This window comes from Microvirga terricola (genome assembly GCF_011777495.1).
GTDB lineage: Bacteria > Pseudomonadota > Alphaproteobacteria > Rhizobiales > Beijerinckiaceae > Microvirga > Microvirga terricola.
The window spans coordinates 311,205-332,618 of sequence record NZ_JAATJS010000002.1 but is presented as its reverse complement, the minus strand read 5'-3'; the positions used below and the strand labels follow the sequence as shown (position 1 = coordinate 332,618).

The following is a 21,414-nucleotide window of genomic DNA, read 5'->3' as shown; positions in this document are numbered from 1 at the left end:
TCCTCACATGGCCAGACGCCGCCTTCCTTCGCTCAACGCCCTTGTCGCCTTCGAGGCATCGGCTCGCCTGGGCCGCATGACGCTCGCGGCGGACGAACTGGCGGTCACTCATGGGGCCGTCAGCCGGCATGTCCGCCATCTTGAGGAGGTTTTAGGGATCCGCCTGTTCGAGGGGCCGAAGAACGCGCTGCGGCTGACGGAAGCGGGGCAGACGCTTCTCTCGCATCTGACCACCGGACTCGACCGCATCGAGGCCGGAGTCCGCGCCGTTGCGGATGAGGAGGAAGGCGCGCTCGATGTCTCGTGCAACGGCACCTTCAGTATGCGCTGGCTGATCCCTCGTCTCTACCGATTTCAGGAGCTTCATCCCGGCATCGAGGTCAGGCTGTCCGCGTCCTACGCACCCGTGGATTTTGCGCGCGAGCGCTACGAGGTCGCCATCCGCTCGCTCGATCACGCATCGCAGCCGAACGCTCCGGTCACGGTTCTGTTTGCGGAGTCCGTCGGCCCGGTTCTCTCCCCGGCGCTCGCGGCGCGCTTGTCGCTCAAGCGGCCAAAGGACTTGGCACGCGCGCCGCTTCTGCACACCATCACGCGCCGATATGCCTGGGAGGATTGGGCGGCTCGCGCCGCCGACTGGCAGGGGGCGCACCTTCCGGGCACCGAATACGAGCATTTTTACTACATGCTCGAAGCAGCGACCGGCGGGCTCGGAATCTGCATCGCGCCCTGGCAGCTCGTGATCGATGACATCCGCGCAGGTCGGCTTGTCGCGCCGTTCGGCTTCGTGCCGAGCGGCATGGACTACATCGCCGCCCGCCGCCCGCGCCGTAACCGCAAGGCCGAGGTTTTCTGCGCGTGGCTGGCGCAAGAAGCCGAGAGGACGCCTACGCCGCCGTCGCGCGGATTGTGACCTCGTCACCCTCGATGCTGAAGGCGACCGTCATACCCGCAGCCCGAGCCACCATGCCGGCGTAGTAGATCTGGATGCCGTGGGCATCGACCGTGCCGGATTCGGAATCGCCGGCAAGCAGCGCCTCCGAATGCGCCGGAATGCGGGCGTTGAGGCCCTTCGAGATGATGGCGAACTCGCAAGCCTCGGCATCGCCCGAAACGGTTACAGAAATCTGGCCGCCACGCGGGATCGCCGTTATCGCGATCATGATGAGGTTGAGCAGCAGCTTCACGCGGTTCTTCGGGACAAGCAGGCGCGGCCCGCTCCACGCAAACGAGATCTTGTCGTCCTGAAACAGGCCCCGCGCTACTTGCTCAGCGTCGCCCAGATCGATGGAGGCGCCGGCGGAACCCGCCGCGCCGAAGGCTAGACGAGCGAATTGCAGCCGGGCCGAGGCCTGCCGGGCGCTCTTGCCGATCAGGTCCAGGGCGAAATCCCGCATGGAGGCGTCGTTGTCATCCTCGAGCACCTCGAGGCCGTTCACGATCGCGCCGACCGGCGAAATCACGTCATGGCAGACGCGGGAGCAAAGAAGAGCGGCGAGGTCGAGCGAGTCCAGGGAAATCGTGGCCATAAGGGCTCCGGAATGGCGGCAGGTTCAGCGATGTCTTTTCGTGGAAGCTGGGCTTCCGACCGCATCAGTACATCGGAACTGGAAAGAGAAGGTGAACCCGGATACCCGGCAATGAGTTCTTTGAAAAGCGGGTCAGAGGGATCGACAGCCCGCGTACAACCGGGCAAAAAGCTATGATGCGCCTCGAAGATCAGAATGCAGACGACGTTGCCCTCAAGCTCGCCCAGATCGCGGTGGAGGCGGGACGCGTCCTGCGCCGGATGGAATGCGAGGCTCTTGAGAAGCACATCAAGGATGACGGCACTCCCACGACGGCGGCCGATCTCGCCGCGGAGCTACTGATCATCAGGCGCCTCAACGAGGATTGGCCGGGCGTCCCCATCGTCGCCGAAGAAACCGCCAGCACCGCCGCTCCGAACAGCGAGTTCTTCCTTGTCGATCCGCTCGACGGCACGGGCGACTACATCAACGGAACGGGCGAATACAGCGTCAACATTGCGCTGGTGCGCAACCACCGCCCCGTCGCCGCCGTGGTCTCGGCCCCGGCCCTGGGCTCGATTTGGATTGCCGGAAACGGTGCCCTCGTCGGCGCAATCCCTGAAGACGCAGACGGCGACATCACTTGGCGCAAGGTCGGCGCCCGCGTCGCTCCCGAACAAGGACTCATCGCTCTCGTCAGCCGCCGCCATGGCGATGACGCGACCGAAGCCTGCCTGTCGACCCTCTCCATCGGCACGCGCCGCATGACCTCCTCGGCCCTCAAATTCTGCCTCATCGCGTCGGGGGAAGCGGATGTCTACGTTCGATGCGGCCCGACGATGGAATGGGACACGGCAGCGGGCGACCATATTCTCTCCCGAGCCGGCGGCTGTGTGATCGGTCCCGGCGGATCGAGCCTCACCTACGGTCATGAAGATCGGGGCTATCTCAATGGCCCCTTCGCCGCGCTGGGCGACATCGCGCTCGCACCGCGCCTCGCCCTGCCGGTGGCCTGCGATACGGCCAAGCATGTGGCATTCGGTCGCTGACGCGCCGGCAAGAGACAACCCTCCGTACAGAGATTGTTAGGGTTGATGACCCTAAGCTTGGGCTTCGTCGAGAGGCTCCCGGATTCGCCTGAGAGCCCTCCCCCTGCTTCATGCCGGAGCCGTTTTTCCGGCGTCTCGTGCGAGGAGATAGCCCATGCGCTCGCGCCATTTTTCGCTTCTCGGGGCGGCCTTCGCCGCCCTTCTTGGCACGCTTCCGATGGAAGCGTCCGCTCAGGGCGTCCAACGCACCTATGCGCAGAACCCGGGTGATCCGAATTCCTACAGCTCGAACGACCTCGTCGAATCGGGCCATCAATTCTTCGGTTCCGCCTCGCGCGGGTTGGCTCTGGCACTTCAGGAGGCCGTACGCCGCTGGGGCGAGCCCAACGGCTACATTCTCGGCCAGGAGGCCTCCGGCGCGTTCTTCGGCGGACTCCGCTATGGCGAGGGCAAGCTCTTCACCCGCAATGCGGGCGAGCACCGCATCTTCTGGCAGGGGCCCTCGCTCGGCTTCGATGTGGGCGGCGAAGGCGCGCGCACCATGATGCTGGTCTACAACCTGCCGCATAGGGACGCCCTCTATCGGCGTTTTGTCGGCATCGACGGCTCGGCCTATCTCATCGGCGGCTTCGGCGTGACCGCCGCGAAGGCCGACGACATGGTGGTCGTCCCAATCCGCACCGGGGTCGGCGCCCGCCTCGGCGTCAACATGGGCTACCTGAAGTTCACTCCCGACCCGACCTGGAATCCCTTCTAGGCCGCGCTAAATCCGGTTTTCTGGGGCAACTCTGCTCCGGGAGGCCGCGCAGGCACGAGGCACGGTGCTTGAGCCCTTTTCGGTCAAGCGCCTGGAGTTTGCGTCCGCGTGGTCGAAACGGTCATGATCTTCGCGTTGGGCTTCCTCGCGGCAGCCCTCATCGCGCTTCTCGTCATCCCGGCCATCAACGCCCGCGCAGAACGTCTGGCGCGACGCCGGGCCGAGGCGCTCTTTCCGCTCTCGATCTCCGAAATGACCGCCGAGAAGGATCACCTGCGCGCTGAGTTCGCCGTGCTGCAGAGGCGGATCGAACGCAAGGCCGAGAAGGCTTTTGAGGCCAAGCGCCAAAGCATGGAAGAGCTCGGCCGTCAGGCCATGCGGATCACCGCCCTCGACAACACCCTGGCGGAGCGCGACGAGATTATCGCGGCGCTCCGAACTGAACTGGACGGCGCCCGCCAGCACCTCGCCGCGACATCCCAGGAATTCGAGCGGGCCAAAGCGGCCCTGGCCGCGAGCGCGGAAACACCCGTCGTTGACGTCGCCTCCGTCGTGGCTCCCGAGGAACTGGCCGACCTGCGCACCGAACTGAAGCTGGTGAAGGCGGATCTCGCGAAAGCCAAACGCGAACTGGAGCAATCGCAGCAAAGTCTTGAAAAGAGCAAAGCCGCCTCAAACGATCTCGACAAGCGGCTGAATACGGTTTTGAAGGAAGTCGATGTCAAACGCATCGTGATTTCGGATCTGGAAACCCGCCTGATGACGCAGACCTCCCGCGGCGACGATTACGAGCGCATGCTCAAAGAGCGCCAGAACGAACTTGTCGACCTGCGTCGGCAGATCACGGAACTGGCCGCCAACCTCACCGCTGAGCAGGTGCGCGTGCTGGCGCTCGAAGAGCACCTTCACGATGCCGCACCTGAGCCCGATGGCGATCTGGAAACCCGCCGCGCCGCTCTACGCCGCCACATCACCGAAGTCGCGAACGAAATCATGCGGGTGGAGAAGGACGCGCCCCAAGCGCCGCCCGCGACAGCGGGCGAGTGAGCCTTACGCCACGCCCGCCGCGGGCGAGAGCGCCATTTCGAGATAAAGCTGCCGGAGCCTCTTGGTCAGCGGGCCAGGCTTTCCATCGCCTATGGAACGACCGTCGATGGTCACGATGGGCAGCACGAAGTTCGACGCGCTGGTCAGAAAGGCCTCGGCGGCATCATAGGCCTCTTCGACGGTAAAACGACGCTCGTCGAGAACGATGCCTTTCTCGCGCGACAACTGCAGCAGCGAACGGCGCGTCACGCCCGGCAGGATCGCGTTAGAGAGCGGCCGCACGACGATGCTGCCGCTTTTCGTGATGATAAAGGCGCTCGAAGAGCCGCCTTCGGTCACGTAGCCGTCCTCGACCATCCACGCCTCCTGCGCACCAGCCTCCTTCGCCGCCTGCTTGGCGAGAACCTGCGCGAGAAGCGAAATCGACTTGATGTCGCGCCGCTCCCACCGCAGGTCGGGAACGGTGATCACTGCAATGCCAGTCTCGGCGGCAGGCGCGTTCGCGATTGACTTGGCCTGCGTGAACATCGCGACGGTGGGCGCGGCGCCCTCGGGAAAAACGAAATCCCGCTCCGCCACACCGCGCGTGACTTGGAAATAGATAAAGCCTTCGGTCATGCCGTTGCGGCGGGCCAACTCTTCCTGAAGGCGGGTCCATTCCTCTCGCGTGTAGGGGTTCGAAATGCGGATCTCACGCAAAGACCGTTCAAGCCGCGTCAGATGCGCCTCGTTATCGATGAGACGCCCGCCCAGCACCCCGACGCCTTCATAGACGCCGTCCCCAAACAGGAACCCACGATCCATGAAGGACACTTTGGCCTCTTCGATGGGAAGGAAGGAGCCATTCAGGAAAACAATGCGGGACATGGGAACTCCGGTGCGGCGAGTCGATTAACCTTGGCCTTGGTCGGCGAAGACCGCCAAGGGCGCGGGGCAGTCTAGTGACCAGAGGTATCCGGATCATGAAATGCGCGCCAGCTTTCCTTTCGACGCTGCTGTCCGCTCTCGCGCTCTCTGCTCTCTCTCCTGCTTCAGCCGCGCCCTCGGCCCAGTCCTGGTTCGGGGACCAGGGCTTCGTTCCACCGAGCGCGACGATGATCGTTGCGTGCCACGGCTATGGCTGCTCGAGGCGTGCAGTTCTGGACATCGATGGGGCGTGGCTCAGTCGCGCACGGACGATGATGAGTAGCGCGCACGGCTCCCCGGAAGCGGAAAGGCGGGCCATCGGCGAGGTGGTGAGGGCCTACACGGCCTATCTGGCGCGTCAGTTCGGCGGCGCGCCCGATGCGCCGCGTTCGCCGCCGCAGCTCTCAGGGCAAAATGGACAGATGGACTGCGTGGACGAAACCGCCAACACGACGAGCCTGCTTCTGGTGTTGGAGGGGCAAGGCCTGCTGGCGCACCATATCGTGGAGCGTCCCCAGTCACGCGGCCTGTTCATCGATGGGCGCTATCCGCACGTCACCGCGATCATCGCGGAAAAGCGGACCGGGCGCGAATGGGCGGTCGATCCGTGGACGAAGGCTCCCGGCCAGTGGCCGGATATCCTGCCGCTCAGCCAATGGCGGCAGGATTCCTGAATTACAGCAGCGAGATTATTTCAGGTGCTGGGCGAGATGCTTGTTCATCTCGAACATCGTGACCTTCTTCTTGCCGAAGATCGGCTCAAGCTTGTCGTCCGCCAGGATCTCGCGCTTGTTCTCGGGATTCTGGAGGTTGTGCTTCTTGATGTACTCCCACATCTTGCTCACGACCTCGCCACGAGCGAGCGGGCTGGAACCGACGATAGCCGCCAGCTCCTTGGAGGGCTGCAGGGGCTGCTGGAGAGCGTTGGGCTTGGCCCCGGCCTTCTTGGCGGCAGGCGCCTTGGCCGCCGGCTTCTTCGCACTGGCTTTTCCGGCTGTCGTCTTGGTCGGCATGGATTCCTCCGAAAGTGGATGAAACGCCCTTCGACGGCACACGTTCGGCCGTGAAAAGCTCATTGACCGGCACCAAGCCGAGCGTAGGAGCATGTTCCCATGCATCCCTGGCCCCAACCAGGTGGTCAACATGGGCGGAGCTTATGTCTGGTCCGCGCCGTCAGCAAGCCGGACTTGCGCCGTGCGGCGCTACAAACCAAGGAAAAGTGTCCTGAAAAATCCGGGGAAGCAGGGCGCGCGACGGCTCAAGAATAGGCGCGTCGCCTCCGCGCCACCGCGTAGTGAACTTGCGAGACGATCGCCTCGTTCGGAAACGGCTTGGCCAAGAACGCGGCCCCCGGAGGGAGGTCCGCCGGATCCGGCCAATGCCGGCCCGACATGATCAAAATCTCCGTTTCCGGCCACGACTTATGCACTTTGCGGGCGAGTTCGAAACCGTCGCAACCGGCTGGCATATCGACATCGGTCAGAAGCACGTTGACCCGTAATCCCGACTCCAGGGCCACGAGCGCCTCGGCAGCATTCGCGGTCTCGATCACCCTGAAACCAGCTTCTTCGAGAAGGTCCACGAGGAAAAGGCGAATGAGGGGTTCGTCCTCAACCAAAAGAATTGTGGATTGGTCTTTCGCCATGGTCTCTCAGCTCGCCAAACGTTGCCGGTTAACGTCCTCGTGACAGCTGAGTTCCATACCATTTAGGAACCAGTTTCTACGACTTTCGGCGCAGTTGCTAGGACGCAACACTCATCCCCCCGGAACAACTTCCTCGAGGGAGCGAAGAATTGCCTCTTCTTCAAAGGGCTTGGCTATGAAGGAAGCCACCCGCAGCGTGTCCGGAACCTCGCCCGGGTGCGACGCCGACACGAACGCAAAAGGGATGTGCCGCTCCATGAGAACGGTCGCAACGCCAAAGCTTTTGCCATCAACGAGATCGATATCGAGCAACGCGCAATCGAACCCGTCTTCCAGATGCCCCCGCGCCTCGGCAAGCGAGTCGCAGACGCTTACGACCTCATGACCATCGTTCTCCAGGATCGCCTGCAGATCGAGAGCGATCAGAGGGTCGTCCTCCAAGATCAAAACACGCACGCCACGCCTCCACCGGCCCACCCACATTTTGATGACCCGTAGCCCCTGCCCGGATGCAACTCTGTACGAGGCAGGAAACGGGCTGCGCGCCAGGAAGTTCCGGTCCAGCACAGTGGCAATTTCGGCGAAACCCTTCAAATATCGGCGCAATTCTAATCCGGAAGGGTACCGCATTCGGGCTAATCCGGCGCTCTTGGGCGCTTTCGCCGCAACTCGTTGCCTGCTTCTCTCAAGCGCGGATCCTCCGCGTCGAGCATGTCCTCGACATATTCGCGTCCCGTGCGTGCGGCCTCGCGGGCATAGCGCAGTCCCTGGCTGCGCGCCGCATCCGACCAGCCGCCGAACAGCTCGTTCTCGCGGCGCGTGCGCGGCAGCAGGGCGCCAATGAGAAGTCCGACGGCAAATCCGACGAGCCCCACCACCAGAGGGTTGTCTGCGGCATAGTGCTGGATGCCGCTACGCGCCTCGGAAAAGCGCTTGGACGAGCGCTCGCGCAGGTGATGCATCTTTTCGCCGCGATGCCGATAGGCGTCGGAGGCCCAATCCGAGACGCGATCATAGGTGTCGTGCGCCCATTCCGTCGCATCCTCGTAAGTTTCGGAAGCCCGCCGTCGCGCCTCCTCGGCGACCTCGCGAACACGCTCAGCTGTTTCCTGCGCCCGCCCTTTCGTCTCGGTCACCTCCTGGGCATGCGGCATCGGCGAGTGCCCGATGTCGCCGACCGACGTCCCCGCGGAGACCCTTGAGCGGACGCCCTTTTCGGAATTGCCCTGTCTTTCGCTCGAAGACGCTTCGGACTCACGCTTGCTGTCGGCCATGGAACGCTCCTGTGTCAGCGTTTCAGATGCGAGACGTCGTGACCCGCCGGCGCTCCAACGCCTCTTCCGGTGGCTGGAATGGTGATGCGCCGGAGCCGTAAAGACGAAAGTCTTCCGGCTCTCCCATGACGTCCTCTTCATCCATCAGTCGTGTGCTTCGATGCTGCGCGGGCGGCCTGTGTCGGGCGTGTCGAACGAGATACCCGACACCGGCGGCGACGAGCAGCACTGGAATGGGGTGGCGCTTGATCGTGTCGAGGACGTTTTCGAAAAGCGTCGCGTATCGTCCCTTCCGCGCCGAGCCCAGAAGATCGTCGACAATTCCCGACAAGGTGATCCTGTCTTGCAGGCGCTCGATCGTCGTGTCGAGCTTCGCACGCGTCCGCTCGATATCCTTTTCGAGATCGTCAGGGTTGCGTGTCATCCCGTCACTCTCTCGGATAAGACCGCCGCATCGCGTTGGAGAGACCGCATGGTCCGGCGCGGCGCAAGCGAGAATCCCGCCATGACACGACGGCCGTAAAGCGCAAGCGCAGTGGCGATGAGCGCCATGACACCGCCGACGACCAAGGCCGCCAGCGGCGCTGAGCCGAGAACGGTCGCCAGCCAGTCGACCAGCGCCTGTGTCCACAGGACAATCGCCCCTATCGCGAAAACCGCCGCGGCGATGATGAGTGCCACGCCGAACGAAGCGGCGCGAACCTGCTCGCTTACTTCAAGCAGAAAAAGCGCGAGTTCCTTCTGTGCCAGATCGCTCGTATCTCGCAGGGCCTCGCCCGCCAGCTCCCGGATGGTCTGATGGCCGTGATCCGGCATGATCGCTCTCCGTCAAGGCGAAGGGATCGGCGCGCTTCGCCGGCGCTCCACACTCGTACTCTTGATGAATCGGGCGGCCATGAAACCAGCGGTGACCGACAGAACCGCCGTCATTGTCGGATGCCGCTGCGCGATATCTTCGAGATCCGCGAGCATATCGTTGAGGCTGCGGCTGCGAATGCTATCGGCGAATTGCTCGAGGCCCTCGGCGGCCGTATCGACAACGGCGCGAATGTCGGGCCGGTCGTCGAACGAGTGCGTCGCCTCCCGCAGGGATGTAGCTACATCGGCGACCGACTGCGCTGCACCATCCTTGCGGCGGTTTGCGAAGTCCGCGACCTGCATGCGTGCGATCTCGGTGAAGTGCCGGCCACGGCTGATGGCCGCGTCAGCCATGTCGTCGAAATCGCCCTTCAGCGCATCCCATTCCTCACTTGCAGACTCGCTCTGCCGCGCGCCGCGGCTTTGCTCTTTCCCAACCATCGCCGACCTTTCCCGAAACTCAGGGAAAACCGCTGCACAAGCAGCGAGTTCCGCGCGGGAGCGGAAGCGCCTGACGTTCCAACGTGAGACGCCGTTCCGGCTAGGCCGCCTTCATGTTCACGCGCGCTTCGGCCATCTGGGTTAGAAGCTTGTCCGTCTTCTTTTCCTCCTGCAGCGTCTTGTCGAGAAGGGCTGCAACGTCGTTCATTCCCAACTCCGACGCCCAGGTCTTGAGTGTGCCGTAGCGCGTGATTTCGTAGTGCTCGACAGCTTGAGCGGCAGCAAGAATACCGGCATCGAGAGCGACGCTGTCAGCGAAGTCCTCCATGACCTCGCGGCCCTCTTCGATGATTCCGGCCATCGCCTCGCATTGCACACCGCGCGCTTCCTTGCCGAGGATTCTGAAGATCTCCTCCAGACGCTCGATCTGCCCTTCGGTTTCGGTAAGATGGGTTGCAAACGCCTCTTTCAGCTCCTTCGTCTCGGCAGCCTTCGCCATCTTCGGCAAAGCTTTGACGATCTGCTTCTCGGCGTAATAGATGTCCTTCAAGGTATGAAGGAACAGGTCGTTGAGTGTCTTGCCCTTCGCGGCCATCGCAGGGTCTCCTTTAACATCAGAGTGTGCTCAACGGCGCTCAAAATGGGATGTTCCTGAGATCGCAGGCGCCGCCTTCACCGCGGAACAACGGCGCCGCGCCTGGCGTTCGACCCATCGAAGCAACGGAGATGCGCCGTGGAGAACGCGCCAGAGATCCCAGTCAACGGAGAGCAGAACCTGACCGCGGCGGAGCGCGCGGTTTACATCGTCGCCGGCCTTGGTCTCGCCGCCACGAGCCTGCGTCCGCGCCCCAACACTTTTCTAAGTGCGCTGGCGCTCCTCGGCGGGTCCTTCCTCGCCTGGAGAGGCTATCTCGGCCATTGTCCGGTGAAGGCCGCGCTGATCGGCTCCGCGTCGCTCGCACGGCAAAACTGAGCTGCATTGCGGACCGCGAGAGCGCGCAGCCCGCAAGGATCACTTCAAGAAGCAGGATCGGCTTCAGTAGCTCGTCGTGCGGCCGCGGCCCGCGATCAGCCCATAGACGAAGAGCACGACCACGGCTCCGACGATGGCGCCGATGAAGCCAGCCCCCTCGTCAGCCCGGTACCAACCGATCGCCTGGCCGAGATAGGTCGCGACGAAGGCGCCGACGATGCCGAGGATGGTGGTGAGGATGAAGCCCGACGGCTCCTTCTCACCCGGCATGATCATCTTGGCAATCACGCCGGCAACGAAACCGATGATGATGGTCCAAATGAAGCTCATGACATGATCCCTTATGTCTGGTGGCTCAACAGGGAACGCATGAGAAGTGGCTAAGGTTGCGCCCACTGGAACATTTGGCCACCGACGCGTCAAACCGCCCTCGTCTGACGAGGGCGGTTCAGGGACAATCCGGCTTGTGATCGCTTGTTCCCGAAGCTAAGCGGCGAGCGCTTCCTCGAGAATATCGAGGCCCTCGTCGATGAGCGCATCATTCGCGGTGAGCGGAACGAGAATGCGGATGGTGTTGGCATAAACGCCGCAGGAGAGAAGGATCAGCCCTTTCTCGCTGGCGCGGGCCACGACCCGCTTCGTTGCTTCCGCATCCGGCAGATCGGTTCCGGGCTCCTTGACGATGTCGAAGGCCACCATCGCGCCGGGGCCGCGCACGGCAGCGATGGGCGCGAGATCGTTCCGACGCCGCAAAGCTTCGAGACGTCCTTTCAGGCGCTCGCCGATGGCGTTCGCGCGCTCGATGAGCTTCTCTTTCTCGAACACGTCGAGCACCGCAAGCGCCGCTGCGCAGGCAAGCGGGTTGCCGGCATAGGTTCCACCGAGCCCACCCGGCTCGACCGCATCCATGATTGCAGCACGCCCGATGATGCCGGAGAGCGGGAAGCCGCCCGCCAAGCTTTTCGCAACGCAGATCAGATCGGGGGCGACGTCATAATGCTCCATCGCGAACATGCGACCCGTGCGGCCGAACCCGGTCTGCACTTCGTCTGCTACCAGGACGATGCCGTGCTCGTCGCAGATGCGGCGTAGTGCGCGCATCAGTTCCGGCGGAGCCTGATGGAACCCGCCCTCGCCCTGCACAGGCTCGATGATGATCGCAGCAACGCGGGAGGGATCGACGTCCGCCTTGAACAGGAAGTTGAGGTATTTCAGCGCATCCTCGACATCGACGCCAAGTTGCGGGACGGGGAACGGGACGTGCCAGACCTCCGGTTGCGCCGGGCCAAAACCTTTCTTGTAAGGCACGACCTTGCCGGTCATGTTCATGGCCATGATCGTGCGGCCATGGAAGCCGCCGGTAAACGCGATCACGCCCGAGCGGCCGGTGGCGGCGCGCGCGATCTTGATGGCGTTCTCGGTCGCCTCCGCGCCTGTGGTGAACAGGATCGACTTGGCGGGCTCAGGGATTGGCGCGAGCGCGTTCAGCCGCTCAGCAAGTTCGATGTAGGAATCGTAGAGCAGAACCTGGAAGCAGGTGTGCGTGAAGCGCTCCATCTGCGCCTTCACGGCCTCCATGATGACGGGATGGCGGTGTCCGGTGTTGAGGACCGCGATGCCGCCCGCGAAATCGACGTAGCGCCGGCCCTCCACGTCCCAGACCTCGGCATTCTCGGCGCGAGCGGCGGAGATAGGCGTCGCATTGCCGACACCACGGGGAATGGCAGCCTGGCGGCGCGTGAAAAGATCGGCATTGGATGACATGGATCGGCCTCGGTTGCGAAACACAGGGAAAGCCGAGCTTCCCCAAAGGACCGATCAGGAACAACGATCTATTTTGCGCCCAATCGGTGCCTCCGATGCACCAATGCCGGGGCCTGAGCCATAAGCCCGTGCACCCAGCCACGCAGCTTAGCGATGTCAGGGTCGTCCCAGCGGGCGCGCGGAGCGACGAAATAATAAGCGCCGAGCTCGATATCGGTCTTGCCGACTTCGATGAGGCGGCCCGACGCAAGATCGTCCGCGACAAGCACCTCGTTGGCGATGGCCACGCCCTGGCCGAGGCGCGCGGCCTCGATGGTGAGATGAGCATGCCACAGATGCGGCCCGTGCAACTCCGGCACATGGCGCAGACCTGCACGCCGCAGCCAGTCGCGCCACTGCACTGTCGATTCCTCATGCACCAGAGGCAGGTTCAAAAGCGCCGCCACATCGTCGCCGATGGGGCGCCGGGCGAGAAGCGCGGGACTGGCGACGGGAAATACCCGCGGCGCGGCCAGCATCTCCGCCAGCACAGCGTCGGAGGTGGGCGGATTGTCGAGATAGACGATCTCCACATCCGCCTCGCCGCGCGTCAGTTGCGGCCGCGAGATGGTCGGCTGAAGCACGATCTCCCGGTCGGGAAGAACCGCCTCAAGGTCAGGCAGGTTCGGCATCAGCCGCAAGGTCGCTAGGCCGGGGGTGCACCAGATCTCCAGCACGCGACGCTGGCTGCGCCCCAGCTCGGCGGTGGCTCTGGCAATCTGGTCGAAAGCCTGCCGGATCTGGGCGTGATAGCGCGCGCCATCCTCCGTCAGCGCGAGCCCGCGCCCTTTGGCGACGAACAGCGCCCGGCCGAGCCGGGCCTCGAGGTTGCGGATATGGCGGGAGATCACCGTGTGGCTGACAGACAGCTCCTCGGCCGCCGCGCGCACGCTGCCGCATCGGCCGACCGCATCGAAAGCGCGCAGGGCGATCAGGGGCGGCAGGCGGCCGGTCATTCACACACTCCAAAAACGTGACCGGCCTATCTTAGCGATTGAATAGCGGGGTCTTCAACGCTTGCGGTTGGTCCCGGCGGTATTCTCCACGTCACGGGCCATGTTCAGGCACTCCAGCACCTCGACATAGCTCGGGGCGACGCCGGGGGTCATGTTGGTCTCGGCCACGCATCGCGTCCGGTCGGCGGCCGAAAACTTTGCCCATTCACGGCTGAGCTGCGTGCGGGCACTTTTTTCTTCCTGCACGCAGTTCTTGTAGCTGGGGTCAATGGTCAGATCGAGCTGCGCCAGATGGCGGCATCCCGGCTCGAACTTCAGGTTCGGCGGCCCATCCGCGACCGCGACGACCATTTGGGATGAAAGAAATAAAGCTGCGAGCGGCATCATCATCGCCAACCTCCTCATCTCGCCTTCGCGGCCTATTTGTAACCTCGGCCGGGGACGAGAGGCTGTGGAACTCCGCCAAACCCATTAGGTGGAGCGGCATCGATCTCCCCGCAAGGACCGGACTGGACAGTCGTCCCGCATCACAGGGGCGATGCAAAGGGGAATTTCGATGCACCGCCGCACGACCTGGCTTGCTCTCGCCATCCTCGCGCCGCTTGGCCTCGCGACCGGAAGCGCGCAATCAGCCGACTTGACCGCGCCCCCCCTCATCGAGCCTCCCCCGCAGATACCCACTTGGACCTACCGCTTCGTTCCCTATGGCTGGCTGATAGGGCTTAGGGGCACGCAGACCGTGCGTGGGCGCAGCGTGAAGATCAATGCGAGCTTCATCGACGTTGCTGAGAAGGCCGACACCCTCGTGGGATTGATGGGCGATTTCGAAGCCCGCAACGGCCCCTTTTCCCTTTATGCCAATGCGGTCTGGACCAAGGTCGATTTTGCTGGAAAGCACATGCGGACGCGCTCCCTTGCACCCGGCATCACAGGCACGTTGGGTGCCTCCGTCGCGGCAAGCACTCAGCTCGGCATCGTCGAGTTTGGCGCCTTTTATGAAATCGCACGCCTGAACGGCCTTGCCATCGATGTCGTGGCCGGTGGCCGATACTGGTTTCAGGAAGCCGATCTCTCCTTCGATCTCGCCGGCACCGTCGATACCAGCGATCTTCGGATCGCCGATGGGCGTGCCATCGCGAAGTCAGGTTCGATCGACTGGCTCGATCCGATGGTCGGCGCGCGGCTGCGCTACACCATTGCGCCCGGTCACGAACTTTTTCTGCGCGGCGATATCGGCGGCTTCAATGTCGGCAGCAAATTCTCATGGCAGGCCATCGGCGGCTATGGAGTCGACTTCGCTATATACAAAGGCGTCACCTTCTCCGGCATCATTGGCTACCGTGCGCTTTTTGTCGATTATGTCCGCGGCCAGGGCCGGACACGCTATGAATACGACATGCTCCAACACGGCCCCATCCTCGGGATCAGCATGAAGTGGTAATGCCAATTCCTCGCCGGGCACCCTCCCATCCTCAATGGGTCGCAGGACCGTCGATCATCACGTGCGGGCACAAGCGTGAGCACCGCTCGATGCGGCCGTCTACCTTATAGACGCGCCGCAAAAGATCGGGCGTGATCACGTCTTCGACAGGGCCGCACGTGATCATGGTGCCCGCATCGATCACGAGCACACGGTCAGCCACGCGCATCACCTGATTCAGGTCGTGAATAGCCAGCATCACGCAAATGTCCCGCTCGCGGGCGAGCGTGCGGATCAGCGTGAGCACCTCGACTTGACGGTTCAGGTCAAGAGCGCTCGTCGGCTCGTCAAGCAGCAGGATCTTCGGATCGCGGACCAGCGTCTGCGCCAGTGAAACCAATTGCCGCTGGCCGCCGCTCAGCTCGCACAATCCCTTGAAGGCAATGTTCTCGATGCGAAGGGACGAGAGGATATGATCGACAACTTCGAGATCCTCGTCCCCTACCTTACGGTCCCTCCCCTGCTTGCGCGCCAGGAGAATGGACTCGTACACCGTCAGCACTGTGTTCACAGACGTGTCTTGCGGCATGTAACAGACCCCGCCAGAGACACCGACATCGACCTGGATTTGGCCCGGACCCTCGAGAAGTCCCGCGATCCGGCGAAACAGGCTGGACTTTCCGGCTGCGTTCGGCCCGATCACGGCCGTCACCTCGCCGCCTTTGAGGAGCGGCGTGGTGATCTCGGAGAGGACGCTTTGCTTGCCGTATCGCACGCCGACCTGGTGAAGCTGGAGTGATGCTACCATGACCGCCTCCGGTTGCTCATGATCAAACTGAAGAGGAACGGCACACCCACGAGCGCCGTGATGATTCCGATGGGAAAGATCGTGCCCGGCACGATCGATTTGCTGATGACCGATGTCAGCGACAGGATCGCCGCCCCCGACAGAACCGAGGCCGGAAGAAAGTACCGTTGATCCTCGCCGATCAGCATGCGCGCGATATGCGGACCGACGATGCCGATGAAGCCGATGGTTCCGACAAAAGCCACGGGAACGGCGGCGAGAAGGCTAACGACAAGCATCGTCTCCAACCGGAGCCAGCGCACATTGACGCCGAAGCTCGCGGCCTTGTCCTCACCGAGGCGAAGCGCCGTCAGCCCCCAGGCTCGGCGCATGAAGATCGGGAGGCAGATGAGGAGCACGACGCTTGTGATCACAACTTTGGGCCATGTGGCACGCGTAAGCGATCCCATGGTCCAGAAGACCACAGCCGCCAGCGCTTGCTCGGAGGCGAGATACTGCACCAGCGCCAGCAGGGCATTGAAGGTGAAGACAAGCGTGATGCCCAGGAGCACGATGGTTTCCACCGTCACGCCGCGACGCTGGCTCATGAAGTGAATGAACAGCGCGGCGGCGAGCGCCATGATTAGTGCGTTGAGCGACACCACATATTCGATGGCCCACGGGAGAAGGCCGATGCCGAAGACGAGCGCGAGCGACGCGCCGAAACTCGCGGCGGCGGAGATGCCGAGCGTGAAGGGGCTCGCGAGAGGATTGTTGAGAATCGTCTGCATCTGTGCGCCCGCGGCAGACAGCGCCGCGCCGACGATGACAGCCATGAGGGCTGTCGGCATGCGGATGTCCCAGATCACGACACTCATCTGGTGCGATACATCCGGTGACCCGATCAGGGCGAGGATGACTTCACTCATGCTATAGCGCGCAGGTCCGATCCCCAGATCCGCGACCACCGAAACAAGAAGGACGATGACGAGCGCAAGCAGCACAAGCTTCTTGCGGTTCACGAGGGCGCGGTATGCACCGCGCCCTGTCTGTAGCGAAAGTGAGGATGAACTGGCCAAGGCCGTTACTCTTTGTCCGAGAGTGAGACCCAATAGCCGGGCTTGTAGGCGACCGGCAGGAAGCGTTCGTGCAGGGTCCGCATGGTGCGATGCGGATCGAGATCCTTGAACAGATCGGGATGCAGCCACTTGGCCATCGCCTGAATGGCGACGAACTGATACGGGCTGTTGTAGAACTGGTGCCAGATGGCGTGAACCTGATTGGTCTTGACGGCCTTCACGCCCGTGAATGCCGGCCGCTTCATGAGAGCGGCAAGCCTGCGGCGGGCTTCTGCACCATCCGCTCCTGCGCCGACGCCGACCCACGCCCCGCCAGGAACATAAAGCTCCCAGTTCGATCCGGTGACGATAACCTGATCGGGATTGGCCGCGATGATTTGCTCCGGATTCACGACGCCGAATGTGCCCGGAATGATCTTGTTCGCCATGTTGATGCCGCCGGCGATCTCGACCATCTTGCCGAAATTCTCGTTGCCGAACGACATGCAGCAATCGTCAGAATAACCCGCTGCGCGCTCCATCATCACCACTGGCTTCGGCGGATTCGCGCCTGCCAGTCGCTTGGTGACGAGGTCGATCTGCTCGTTGCGGAATGCGATGAATTCCTCCGCACGCGCTTCCTTACCGAACAGTTTGCCGATGAGCCGCATGCTCGGATCGGTATTCTCGAAAGGCTTGTCGCGGAAGTCGACGAACACCACCGGAATGCCGACCTTGGCGAGTTTCTCGATCAGCTTGGAATCGTCCGTTGCGGTCTTCGCCTCGACATTCATAATCATGACGTCGGGAGCAAGCGAAATGGCCTGCTCGATATCGAAGGTTCCTTCCTTCGAGCCGCCGAATCTCGGCAGCTTAGCAATGTGCGGATACTTCGCGAGATAGTCCTTGTACCCGTCGAGATCCGCCTTTTCGAAATCGTCGCGCCATCCGACGACGCGCTTGAACGGCGCGTCGGTGTCGAGGGCCGCGACGAAATAGATCTGACGGCCCTCGCCAAGGATGACGCGCTCGACCGGTGCTTTGACCTCGACCTTGCGGCCGATGACATCGGTGACGGTGATTGTGCTGCCCGCTGCATGTGAGAGCGACGGTACCAGGGCCAAAAGCGACAAAGCCGCGTAGGCTGCGAAGTGATGGAGCTTCATGATCGTTTCCAACTCGTAAGACAGCTTCCTCGTAGAGTTGAAATACCCCCATCGCAACAATTATGTTTTAGAATTACTATAGGCTACGAAGCATTTGCGAAGTTTATATGATTTCTAAACTGTATATTAGAATAGTTATAGTTTGACCGAACCCACATCGACGAGTAAAGCATCGCCCAAATCCGGGAAACTCGACCGATGAGCGACAGTATGACGAACTACACGATCCGCGACGAAATTCGCGACTATTGGTCCGCGCGCGCAGCGACCTTCGACGAGCAGGCGGGGCACGAAATTTTTTCCGAAGAAGAACGGCAGGCCTGGCGCGAACTTTTTCTGCGCCATCTCGGACAGGGTGACGGACGCCGTGCGCTCGATCTCGCTGCTGGCACAGGCGTCATCTCTCACCTGCTCGACGGTCTCGACTTCGAAGTTACCGGCCTCGATTGGTCGGAGGCGATGCTGAGCCGCGCGAAGGCGAAAGCGAGAGCGCGCGGCGCAAATATCCGCTTCGTCATCGGCGATGCGGAACAAACGCTGGAGCAACCCGGCAGCTACGACGTGATCGTCACACGCCACCTCGTTTGGACTCTCGTCGACCCGCGTACGGCCTTTCGCGAATGGCATTCATTGCTCAAGCCAGGCGGAAAAGTGCTCATCATCGACGGCGACTTCATTTCGAACACGCTGGTCAAGCGTATGATTCAACTGATCGAGCGGCTGACGGGACGCAGCGTGGCGACTCCGCATACGCCGAATGCGATGCGTGAGACGCATGAGCGTATTCTCAAGCAGGTGCACTTCTCGAATGGAGCAAAAGCCGGGGACGTCGCCGATCTGTTACGCGATGCCGGATTCGCGAACATCCAGATCGATCAGAACTTGTCGCGCATCCACCGCGAGCAGGCGCGCAATCTGCCGTTCTTCAAAGCCCTCGAACGCCAAACGCAACACCGCTACGCCGTCGTCGCGTCGAAACCTGCTTGAGACCTCAATCGACCGCGCAGATGAGTTTCACAAATTTCTGAAGAGGATAGCGCGATAGGTTCCTTGGACCGTGCGCGCGCCGTGCTTCGCCATGATCCAGCAGGCCCGATGATGTCCTTTGAGTTATGTTGACGTCAAGGTATTTAGTCTTATCTTGATGTCAGGACAGTCATTCCGCTTGGCGCAAACGTACGGAACGCAGCCGAACCGCCCGTGAACCACCAATTGAAGGGCGGCTGGACTGCTCCATCCAGGGAGGCGTGTTATCATGAAAAGTGAACGGGCAATGGTGTTGATCGGGCGCATCATGAGCGGGATATTCGCGATCTTTTTGCTCGGGGCCTCAATCGCACCAAAGCTGGTTGGCGCGCGCGTCGCGACAGAGGCCATGACCGGGCTTGGCTGGCCCGCCGATCATGTGCTCATGATCGGCATTATCGAACTGGCGTGCGTTGTACTTTATCTAATTCCACGTACGAGTATCCTGGGCGCGGTGTTGACCATGGGCTTGCTCGGCGGCGCGATGGCGGCGCAGATCAGGGTGGGGAATCCTCTCTTCAGCCACATTCTCTTCAGCGTCTACCTCGGGCTATTCATGTGGGGTGGCCTCTGGCTGCGGGATCCGCAGGTCAGGGCGATCTTTCCCTGGCGGCGCGCGACGCCCGACGCGGCATGAAGTCGGCATCGTCGATCATTCGAATGAAAGGCTAGTCTGCAATGTCATTCCAGGCCTATCTCGACAACATCCAGGCGAAGACCGGCAAGACGCCCGAGGAGTTTATCGCGCTGGCAAAACAGAAGGGCTTTGCCGAGAACGGCTCCCTGAAGCCAGGTGTAAAGGCGGGGAATATCGTCGCGTGGCTAAAATCCGAATTTGAACTGGGTCACGGTCATGCCATGGCCATTGTAGCGCTGCTCAAGGGAAAGCGTTCATGATCACCGATTCCCGTCCATCGCGAGCGACGTGAATTGATGCCGATGCATATCCGGCAAGGCTTCGATCTTACCGAAACGATTCGGACTTTCACAGCCTAAGGCACCCAGGCTGCCGCGCTGATTATCTTGCTACGGGAACGATATCGGTGCGCCGCTTCGCATAGTCGTTGCGGCTACTGGCGTAGGCAAGTTGGCCTACGGCAGAAAATGGCGCGCCCGAAAGGATTCGAACCTCTGACCCCCAGATTCGTAGTCTGGTGCTCTATCCAGCTGAGCTACGGGCGCTTGCGTCGGCGGTGATTTGCGCGAGGCGTCATCTGCCGAGGCGGGTGACTTAAAGGGTTCCGGCGCGGTTGGCAAGCCTCATTGTGAAGAAGATTTACACAAGCGCCCCCCGCCCTTCTCCGTTCCCCTCCCGCCCCCCTGGGCGATCCGGCACGATGAGCTTGAAACAGGTGCCGGTTGGCGTGTCTTCCAGGGTGATCGTGCCGCCGTGAAGCTGGATGAGTTCGGCCGCGATGGTCAGGCCGAGGCCCGTCCCATTCTCCCGGGCCGAACTCTGGAACGGCGTGAAAAGATCGGCCTTGAGGCACTCAGGCACGCCCGGCCCGTTATCCTGCACCCGGATGACAACCTCCCTCCCCTCGCGTTTCGCCGTGATGTCGATAGAGGGGCATTTCTCCGGCGCGCCCGCGTGGCTCAGAGCCTGGACGGCGTTGCGGACGAGATTCACCAGCGCGCGGGAGAGCTGATCGTGGTCGGCATCGACCATCAGATCGTCGGGCACCTGCGCTTTAAACGCGATGCCGGCCTCGGGCGCGAGGTCGGTCAGGTGGGCAAGATCAGCGACGAGGGGCTTGAGCGGAATAAGTTGGCGTTGCGGCAGCCTCTCCGTCGCCCGGCCGTAGGCCAGGGTCGATTCGCAAAACGCGATGGCACGATCGAGGGTGGCGACAAGGCGCGGCGCGACGCGCTGAACGGTCGCATCGTTGACCCGGTCCAGCCTGTCGGTGAGCAGATGCGCCGTGGTGAGAATGTTGCGCAGTTCGTGATTGATCTTGCTGACCGCGAGGCCCAGCTGCGCCAGCCGACGCTTCTGGCGCAGCTCGTCCGCGAGCGTGTGCTCCATCCGCGCGAGCGCCTGCTCGGCGTGCCCGATCTCGTCGGCGCGATTCGAAGGCTGGATGACTCGCGCGGCATCCTCGGGTTGCTCGGCAAAGTCGGTGATGTTGCCCGTCAATCGCCGCACGGGCCGCACGATCACCCATTGTAGCGCGAGATAGACCAGCCCCGCCGTCATGGCCGAGATGAAGAGCGAGAGGAGCAGGATGTTGCGGGAAAAGATCAGCATCGCAGCCCGCAACGGCCGCTCGTCGAGAATCAGCTCCACGAAATCCACGCCCATGCCCCAACCGACGACCCGCATCGGCTTGTCGGAGGGAAAGAGCAGGGTCTCGAACGCATCCCTCACCAGATCGATCCGGCTGGCATAGCGCAGGTCGACGGTCTTTCCGACCTCGGGCGGCATGTCGCCGGTGGCGAGCAGGCTTCGCTTGCCGCCAGCCCGAAGGGCGATGGCCTTGGCGCCGACCCCGTTGAGGAGGCGCATTTCCAGCTCTTCGGAGAGCCTTTCTTCCGGCGCGGCGTCGAGAACGAGCGCGGCGACCCGCGCGGCGGCGAGCCGGTCGCTCAGCCAAGTCCGCCTGAAATCGGCAATGGACGGCACATAGATCAGCACTTCCGCGATCATGACGAACAGGACCGTCAAAAGGAGCAGGCGCGCCGAGAGCCCGAAATGCCCCCAACGCCCTTGAGCCGGTTGCGGCTGCGTCACACTCATGCC

General features: G+C 62.5%; 28 protein-coding genes and 1 tRNA gene. 10 read left to right on the top strand and 19 right to left on the bottom strand.

Going from position 1 to position 21,414, the window contains the following annotated elements:
- Positions 1–7: 7 nt before the first annotated feature.
- Positions 8–913, top strand: coding sequence for a LysR substrate-binding domain-containing protein (locus tag HB375_RS05925; RefSeq protein WP_167672054.1), 906 nt, complete (start codon positions 8–10; stop codon positions 911–913).
- On the opposite strand, the gene chpT is transcribed toward HB375_RS05925, so the two are convergent.
- Positions 888–1,529 carry a histidine phosphotransferase ChpT gene (chpT, locus tag HB375_RS05920; protein ID WP_167672053.1) on the bottom strand — a complete coding sequence of 214 codons (642 nt, stop codon included), beginning with the start codon at positions 1,527–1,529 and terminating at the stop codon, positions 888–890. The genes HB375_RS05925 and chpT overlap by 26 nt on opposite strands.
- 173 nt (positions 1,530–1,702) lie before the next feature.
- Between chpT and HB375_RS05915 the strand changes: the two genes are divergently transcribed.
- The 3 genes from HB375_RS05915 to HB375_RS05905 all read left to right on the top strand — a co-directional run bounded on the left by HB375_RS05915 (position 1,703) and on the right by HB375_RS05905 (position 4,361).
- Positions 1,703–2,557 (top strand): 3'(2'),5'-bisphosphate nucleotidase CysQ family protein, encoded by an 855-nt coding sequence (locus HB375_RS05915; RefSeq protein ID WP_167672052.1) that lies wholly within the window; start codon positions 1,703–1,705, stop codon positions 2,555–2,557.
- 154 nt (positions 2,558–2,711) lie between these two features.
- Positions 2,712–3,314, top strand: coding sequence for a DUF1134 domain-containing protein (locus HB375_RS05910; protein ID WP_167672051.1), 603 nt, complete (start codon positions 2,712–2,714; stop codon positions 3,312–3,314).
- A 108-nt stretch (positions 3,315–3,422) separates the two neighbouring features.
- A complete protein-coding gene (locus HB375_RS05905) occupies positions 3,423–4,361 on the top strand; it encodes a coiled-coil domain-containing protein (protein WP_167672050.1) in 939 nt (312 codons plus the stop codon).
- A 3-nt stretch (positions 4,362–4,364) separates the two neighbouring features.
- Here HB375_RS05905 and HB375_RS05900 read toward each other — a convergent pair whose 3' ends face one another.
- The gene (locus HB375_RS05900; protein ID WP_167672049.1) at positions 4,365–5,228 is read right to left on the bottom strand and encodes a D-amino-acid transaminase; all 864 of its coding nucleotides are present in this window, start codon (positions 5,226–5,228) and stop codon (positions 4,365–4,367) included.
- A gap of 74 nt (positions 5,229–5,302) precedes the next feature.
- Between HB375_RS05900 and HB375_RS05895 the strand changes: the two genes are divergently transcribed.
- The gene (locus HB375_RS05895) at positions 5,303–5,941 is read left to right on the top strand and encodes a hypothetical protein (RefSeq protein WP_167672048.1); all 639 of its coding nucleotides are present in this window, start codon (positions 5,303–5,305) and stop codon (positions 5,939–5,941) included.
- A 15-nt stretch (positions 5,942–5,956) separates the two neighbouring features.
- On the opposite strand, the gene HB375_RS05890 is transcribed toward HB375_RS05895, so the two are convergent.
- The 8 genes from HB375_RS05890 to HB375_RS05855 form a co-directional block, all read right to left on the bottom strand.
- Positions 5,957–6,280 carry an SWIB/MDM2 domain-containing protein gene (locus tag HB375_RS05890; RefSeq protein WP_167672047.1) on the bottom strand — a complete coding sequence of 108 codons (324 nt, stop codon included), beginning with the start codon at positions 6,278–6,280 and terminating at the stop codon, positions 5,957–5,959.
- A gap of 245 nt (positions 6,281–6,525) precedes the next feature.
- Positions 6,526–6,912 (bottom strand): response regulator, encoded by a 387-nt coding sequence (locus HB375_RS05885; protein WP_167672046.1) that lies wholly within the window; start codon positions 6,910–6,912, stop codon positions 6,526–6,528.
- A 111-nt stretch (positions 6,913–7,023) separates the two neighbouring features.
- Positions 7,024–7,506, bottom strand: coding sequence for a response regulator (locus tag HB375_RS05880; protein WP_246728368.1), 483 nt, complete (start codon positions 7,504–7,506; stop codon positions 7,024–7,026).
- Between the two features lie 41 nt (positions 7,507–7,547).
- Complete coding sequence (locus tag HB375_RS05875) at positions 7,548–8,186, bottom strand: hypothetical protein (RefSeq protein WP_167672045.1); 639 nt, start codon at positions 8,184–8,186, stop codon at positions 7,548–7,550.
- Positions 8,187–8,208: 22 nt separating this feature from the next.
- Entirely contained in the window at positions 8,209–8,610 is a 402-nt protein-coding gene (locus tag HB375_RS05870; RefSeq protein WP_167672044.1) for a DUF3618 domain-containing protein, read from the bottom strand.
- Positions 8,607–9,002, bottom strand: a complete 396-nt coding sequence (locus HB375_RS05865) for a phage holin family protein (protein WP_167672043.1) — start codon at positions 9,000–9,002, stop codon at positions 8,607–8,609. The genes HB375_RS05870 and HB375_RS05865 overlap by 4 nt, the downstream gene beginning before the upstream one ends.
- A 12-nt stretch (positions 9,003–9,014) precedes the next feature.
- The gene (locus tag HB375_RS05860) at positions 9,015–9,485 is read right to left on the bottom strand and encodes a hypothetical protein (protein WP_167672042.1); all 471 of its coding nucleotides are present in this window, start codon (positions 9,483–9,485) and stop codon (positions 9,015–9,017) included.
- 100 nt (positions 9,486–9,585) lie between these two features.
- Complete coding sequence (locus HB375_RS05855) at positions 9,586–10,080, bottom strand: YciE/YciF ferroxidase family protein (RefSeq protein WP_167672041.1); 495 nt, start codon at positions 10,078–10,080, stop codon at positions 9,586–9,588.
- A 138-nt stretch (positions 10,081–10,218) separates the two neighbouring features.
- Here HB375_RS05855 and HB375_RS05850 point away from each other — a divergent pair, with 138 nt between their 5' ends.
- On the top strand, positions 10,219–10,458 hold the full coding sequence (locus HB375_RS05850) for a YgaP-like transmembrane domain (RefSeq protein ID WP_167672040.1): 240 nt from the start codon (positions 10,219–10,221) through the stop codon (positions 10,456–10,458).
- A gap of 63 nt (positions 10,459–10,521) precedes the next feature.
- Here the strand turns inward: HB375_RS05850 and HB375_RS05845 are convergent, their stop codons facing one another.
- From HB375_RS05845 to HB375_RS05830, 4 genes are all read right to left on the bottom strand, one after another.
- A complete protein-coding gene (locus HB375_RS05845) occupies positions 10,522–10,788 on the bottom strand; it encodes a GlsB/YeaQ/YmgE family stress response membrane protein (RefSeq protein WP_167672039.1) in 267 nt (88 codons plus the stop codon).
- A gap of 156 nt (positions 10,789–10,944) precedes the next feature.
- Entirely contained in the window at positions 10,945–12,222 is a 1,278-nt protein-coding gene (gabT, locus tag HB375_RS05840) for a 4-aminobutyrate--2-oxoglutarate transaminase (RefSeq protein ID WP_167672038.1), read from the bottom strand.
- Positions 12,223–12,290: 68 nt separating this feature from the next.
- A complete protein-coding gene (locus HB375_RS05835) occupies positions 12,291–13,217 on the bottom strand; it encodes a LysR family transcriptional regulator (protein WP_167672037.1) in 927 nt (308 codons plus the stop codon).
- A 54-nt stretch (positions 13,218–13,271) separates the two neighbouring features.
- Complete coding sequence (locus HB375_RS05830; RefSeq protein WP_167672036.1) at positions 13,272–13,607, bottom strand: hypothetical protein; 336 nt, start codon at positions 13,605–13,607, stop codon at positions 13,272–13,274.
- 166 nt (positions 13,608–13,773) lie between these two features.
- Between HB375_RS05830 and HB375_RS05825 the strand changes: the two genes are divergently transcribed.
- Positions 13,774–14,658, top strand: a complete 885-nt coding sequence (locus tag HB375_RS05825) for a hypothetical protein (protein ID WP_167672035.1) — start codon at positions 13,774–13,776, stop codon at positions 14,656–14,658.
- A 31-nt stretch (positions 14,659–14,689) separates the two neighbouring features.
- Here HB375_RS05825 and HB375_RS05820 read toward each other — a convergent pair whose 3' ends face one another.
- The 3 genes from HB375_RS05820 to HB375_RS05810 are packed head-to-tail and all read right to left on the bottom strand — an operon-like array spanning position 14,690 to position 17,648.
- Positions 14,690–15,445 (bottom strand): ABC transporter ATP-binding protein, encoded by a 756-nt coding sequence (locus HB375_RS05820; RefSeq protein WP_167672034.1) that lies wholly within the window; start codon positions 15,443–15,445, stop codon positions 14,690–14,692.
- Positions 15,439–16,503 (bottom strand): FecCD family ABC transporter permease, encoded by a 1,065-nt coding sequence (locus tag HB375_RS05815; RefSeq protein ID WP_167672033.1) that lies wholly within the window; start codon positions 16,501–16,503, stop codon positions 15,439–15,441. The genes HB375_RS05820 and HB375_RS05815 overlap by 7 nt, the downstream gene beginning before the upstream one ends.
- Before the next feature lie 5 nt (positions 16,504–16,508).
- Positions 16,509–17,648, bottom strand: coding sequence for an ABC transporter substrate-binding protein (locus tag HB375_RS05810; RefSeq protein ID WP_205800077.1), 1,140 nt, complete (start codon positions 17,646–17,648; stop codon positions 16,509–16,511).
- Positions 17,649–17,846: 198 nt separating this feature from the next.
- On the opposite strand from HB375_RS05810, the gene HB375_RS05805 reads away from it, so the two are divergent.
- From HB375_RS05805 to HB375_RS05795, 3 genes are all read left to right on the top strand, one after another.
- Complete coding sequence (locus tag HB375_RS05805) at positions 17,847–18,635, top strand: class I SAM-dependent methyltransferase (protein ID WP_167672032.1); 789 nt, start codon at positions 17,847–17,849, stop codon at positions 18,633–18,635.
- 268 nt (positions 18,636–18,903) lie between these two features.
- On the top strand, positions 18,904–19,311 hold the full coding sequence (locus HB375_RS05800; protein WP_167672031.1) for a DoxX family protein: 408 nt from the start codon (positions 18,904–18,906) through the stop codon (positions 19,309–19,311).
- Between the two features lie 41 nt (positions 19,312–19,352).
- On the top strand, positions 19,353–19,571 hold the full coding sequence (locus tag HB375_RS05795; RefSeq protein WP_167672030.1) for a DUF4287 domain-containing protein: 219 nt from the start codon (positions 19,353–19,355) through the stop codon (positions 19,569–19,571).
- A gap of 208 nt (positions 19,572–19,779) precedes the next feature.
- On the opposite strand, the gene HB375_RS05790 is transcribed toward HB375_RS05795, so the two are convergent.
- Both HB375_RS05790 and HB375_RS05785 read right to left on the bottom strand, forming a co-directional pair.
- Positions 19,780–19,856 (bottom strand) — tRNA-Arg (locus HB375_RS05790).
- Positions 19,857–19,950: 94 nt separating this feature from the next.
- The gene (locus tag HB375_RS05785; protein WP_167672029.1) at positions 19,951–21,411 is read right to left on the bottom strand and encodes a sensor histidine kinase; all 1,461 of its coding nucleotides are present in this window, start codon (positions 21,409–21,411) and stop codon (positions 19,951–19,953) included.
- Positions 21,412–21,414 lie beyond the last annotated feature (3 nt).

Excerpts from the sequence above, each read along its gene's own strand:
- HB375_RS05925 (WP_167672054.1), top strand. The coding sequence starts at position 8 with ATGGCCAGACGCCGCCTTCCTTCGCTCAACGCCCTTGTCGCCTTCGAG.
- chpT (WP_167672053.1), bottom strand. The coding sequence starts at position 1,529 with ATGGCCACGATTTCCCTGGACTCGCTCGACCTCGCCGCTCTTCTTTGC.
- HB375_RS05915 (WP_167672052.1), top strand. The coding sequence starts at position 1,703 with ATGATGCGCCTCGAAGATCAGAATGCAGACGACGTTGCCCTCAAGCTC.
- HB375_RS05910 (WP_167672051.1), top strand. The coding sequence starts at position 2,712 with ATGCGCTCGCGCCATTTTTCGCTTCTCGGGGCGGCCTTCGCCGCCCTT.
- HB375_RS05900 (WP_167672049.1), bottom strand. The coding sequence starts at position 5,228 with ATGTCCCGCATTGTTTTCCTGAATGGCTCCTTCCTTCCCATCGAAGAG.
- HB375_RS05890 (WP_167672047.1), bottom strand. The coding sequence starts at position 6,280 with ATGCCGACCAAGACGACAGCCGGAAAAGCCAGTGCGAAGAAGCCGGCG.
- HB375_RS05885 (WP_167672046.1), bottom strand. The coding sequence starts at position 6,912 with ATGGCGAAAGACCAATCCACAATTCTTTTGGTTGAGGACGAACCCCTC.
- HB375_RS05875 (WP_167672045.1), bottom strand. The coding sequence starts at position 8,186 with ATGGCCGACAGCAAGCGTGAGTCCGAAGCGTCTTCGAGCGAAAGACAG.
- HB375_RS05870 (WP_167672044.1), bottom strand. The coding sequence starts at position 8,610 with ATGACACGCAACCCTGACGATCTCGAAAAGGATATCGAGCGGACGCGT.
- HB375_RS05865 (WP_167672043.1), bottom strand. The coding sequence starts at position 9,002 with ATGCCGGATCACGGCCATCAGACCATCCGGGAGCTGGCGGGCGAGGCC.
- HB375_RS05860 (WP_167672042.1), bottom strand. The coding sequence starts at position 9,485 with ATGGTTGGGAAAGAGCAAAGCCGCGGCGCGCGGCAGAGCGAGTCTGCA.
- HB375_RS05855 (WP_167672041.1), bottom strand. The coding sequence starts at position 10,080 with ATGGCCGCGAAGGGCAAGACACTCAACGACCTGTTCCTTCATACCTTG.
- HB375_RS05845 (WP_167672039.1), bottom strand. The coding sequence starts at position 10,788 with ATGAGCTTCATTTGGACCATCATCATCGGTTTCGTTGCCGGCGTGATT.
- gabT (WP_167672038.1), bottom strand. The coding sequence starts at position 12,222 with ATGTCATCCAATGCCGATCTTTTCACGCGCCGCCAGGCTGCCATTCCC.
- HB375_RS05835 (WP_167672037.1), bottom strand. The coding sequence starts at position 13,217 with ATGACCGGCCGCCTGCCGCCCCTGATCGCCCTGCGCGCTTTCGATGCG.
- HB375_RS05830 (WP_167672036.1), bottom strand. The coding sequence starts at position 13,607 with ATGATGATGCCGCTCGCAGCTTTATTTCTTTCATCCCAAATGGTCGTC.
- HB375_RS05825 (WP_167672035.1), top strand. The coding sequence starts at position 13,774 with ATGCACCGCCGCACGACCTGGCTTGCTCTCGCCATCCTCGCGCCGCTT.
- HB375_RS05820 (WP_167672034.1), bottom strand. The coding sequence starts at position 15,445 with ATGGTAGCATCACTCCAGCTTCACCAGGTCGGCGTGCGATACGGCAAG.
- HB375_RS05810 (WP_205800077.1), bottom strand. The coding sequence starts at position 17,648 with ATGAAGCTCCATCACTTCGCAGCCTACGCGGCTTTGTCGCTTTTGGCC.
- HB375_RS05805 (WP_167672032.1), top strand. The coding sequence starts at position 17,847 with ATGAGCGACAGTATGACGAACTACACGATCCGCGACGAAATTCGCGAC.
- HB375_RS05800 (WP_167672031.1), top strand. The coding sequence starts at position 18,904 with ATGAAAAGTGAACGGGCAATGGTGTTGATCGGGCGCATCATGAGCGGG.
- HB375_RS05795 (WP_167672030.1), top strand. The coding sequence starts at position 19,353 with ATGTCATTCCAGGCCTATCTCGACAACATCCAGGCGAAGACCGGCAAG.
- HB375_RS05785 (WP_167672029.1), bottom strand. The coding sequence starts at position 21,411 with ATGAGTGTGACGCAGCCGCAACCGGCTCAAGGGCGTTGGGGGCATTTC.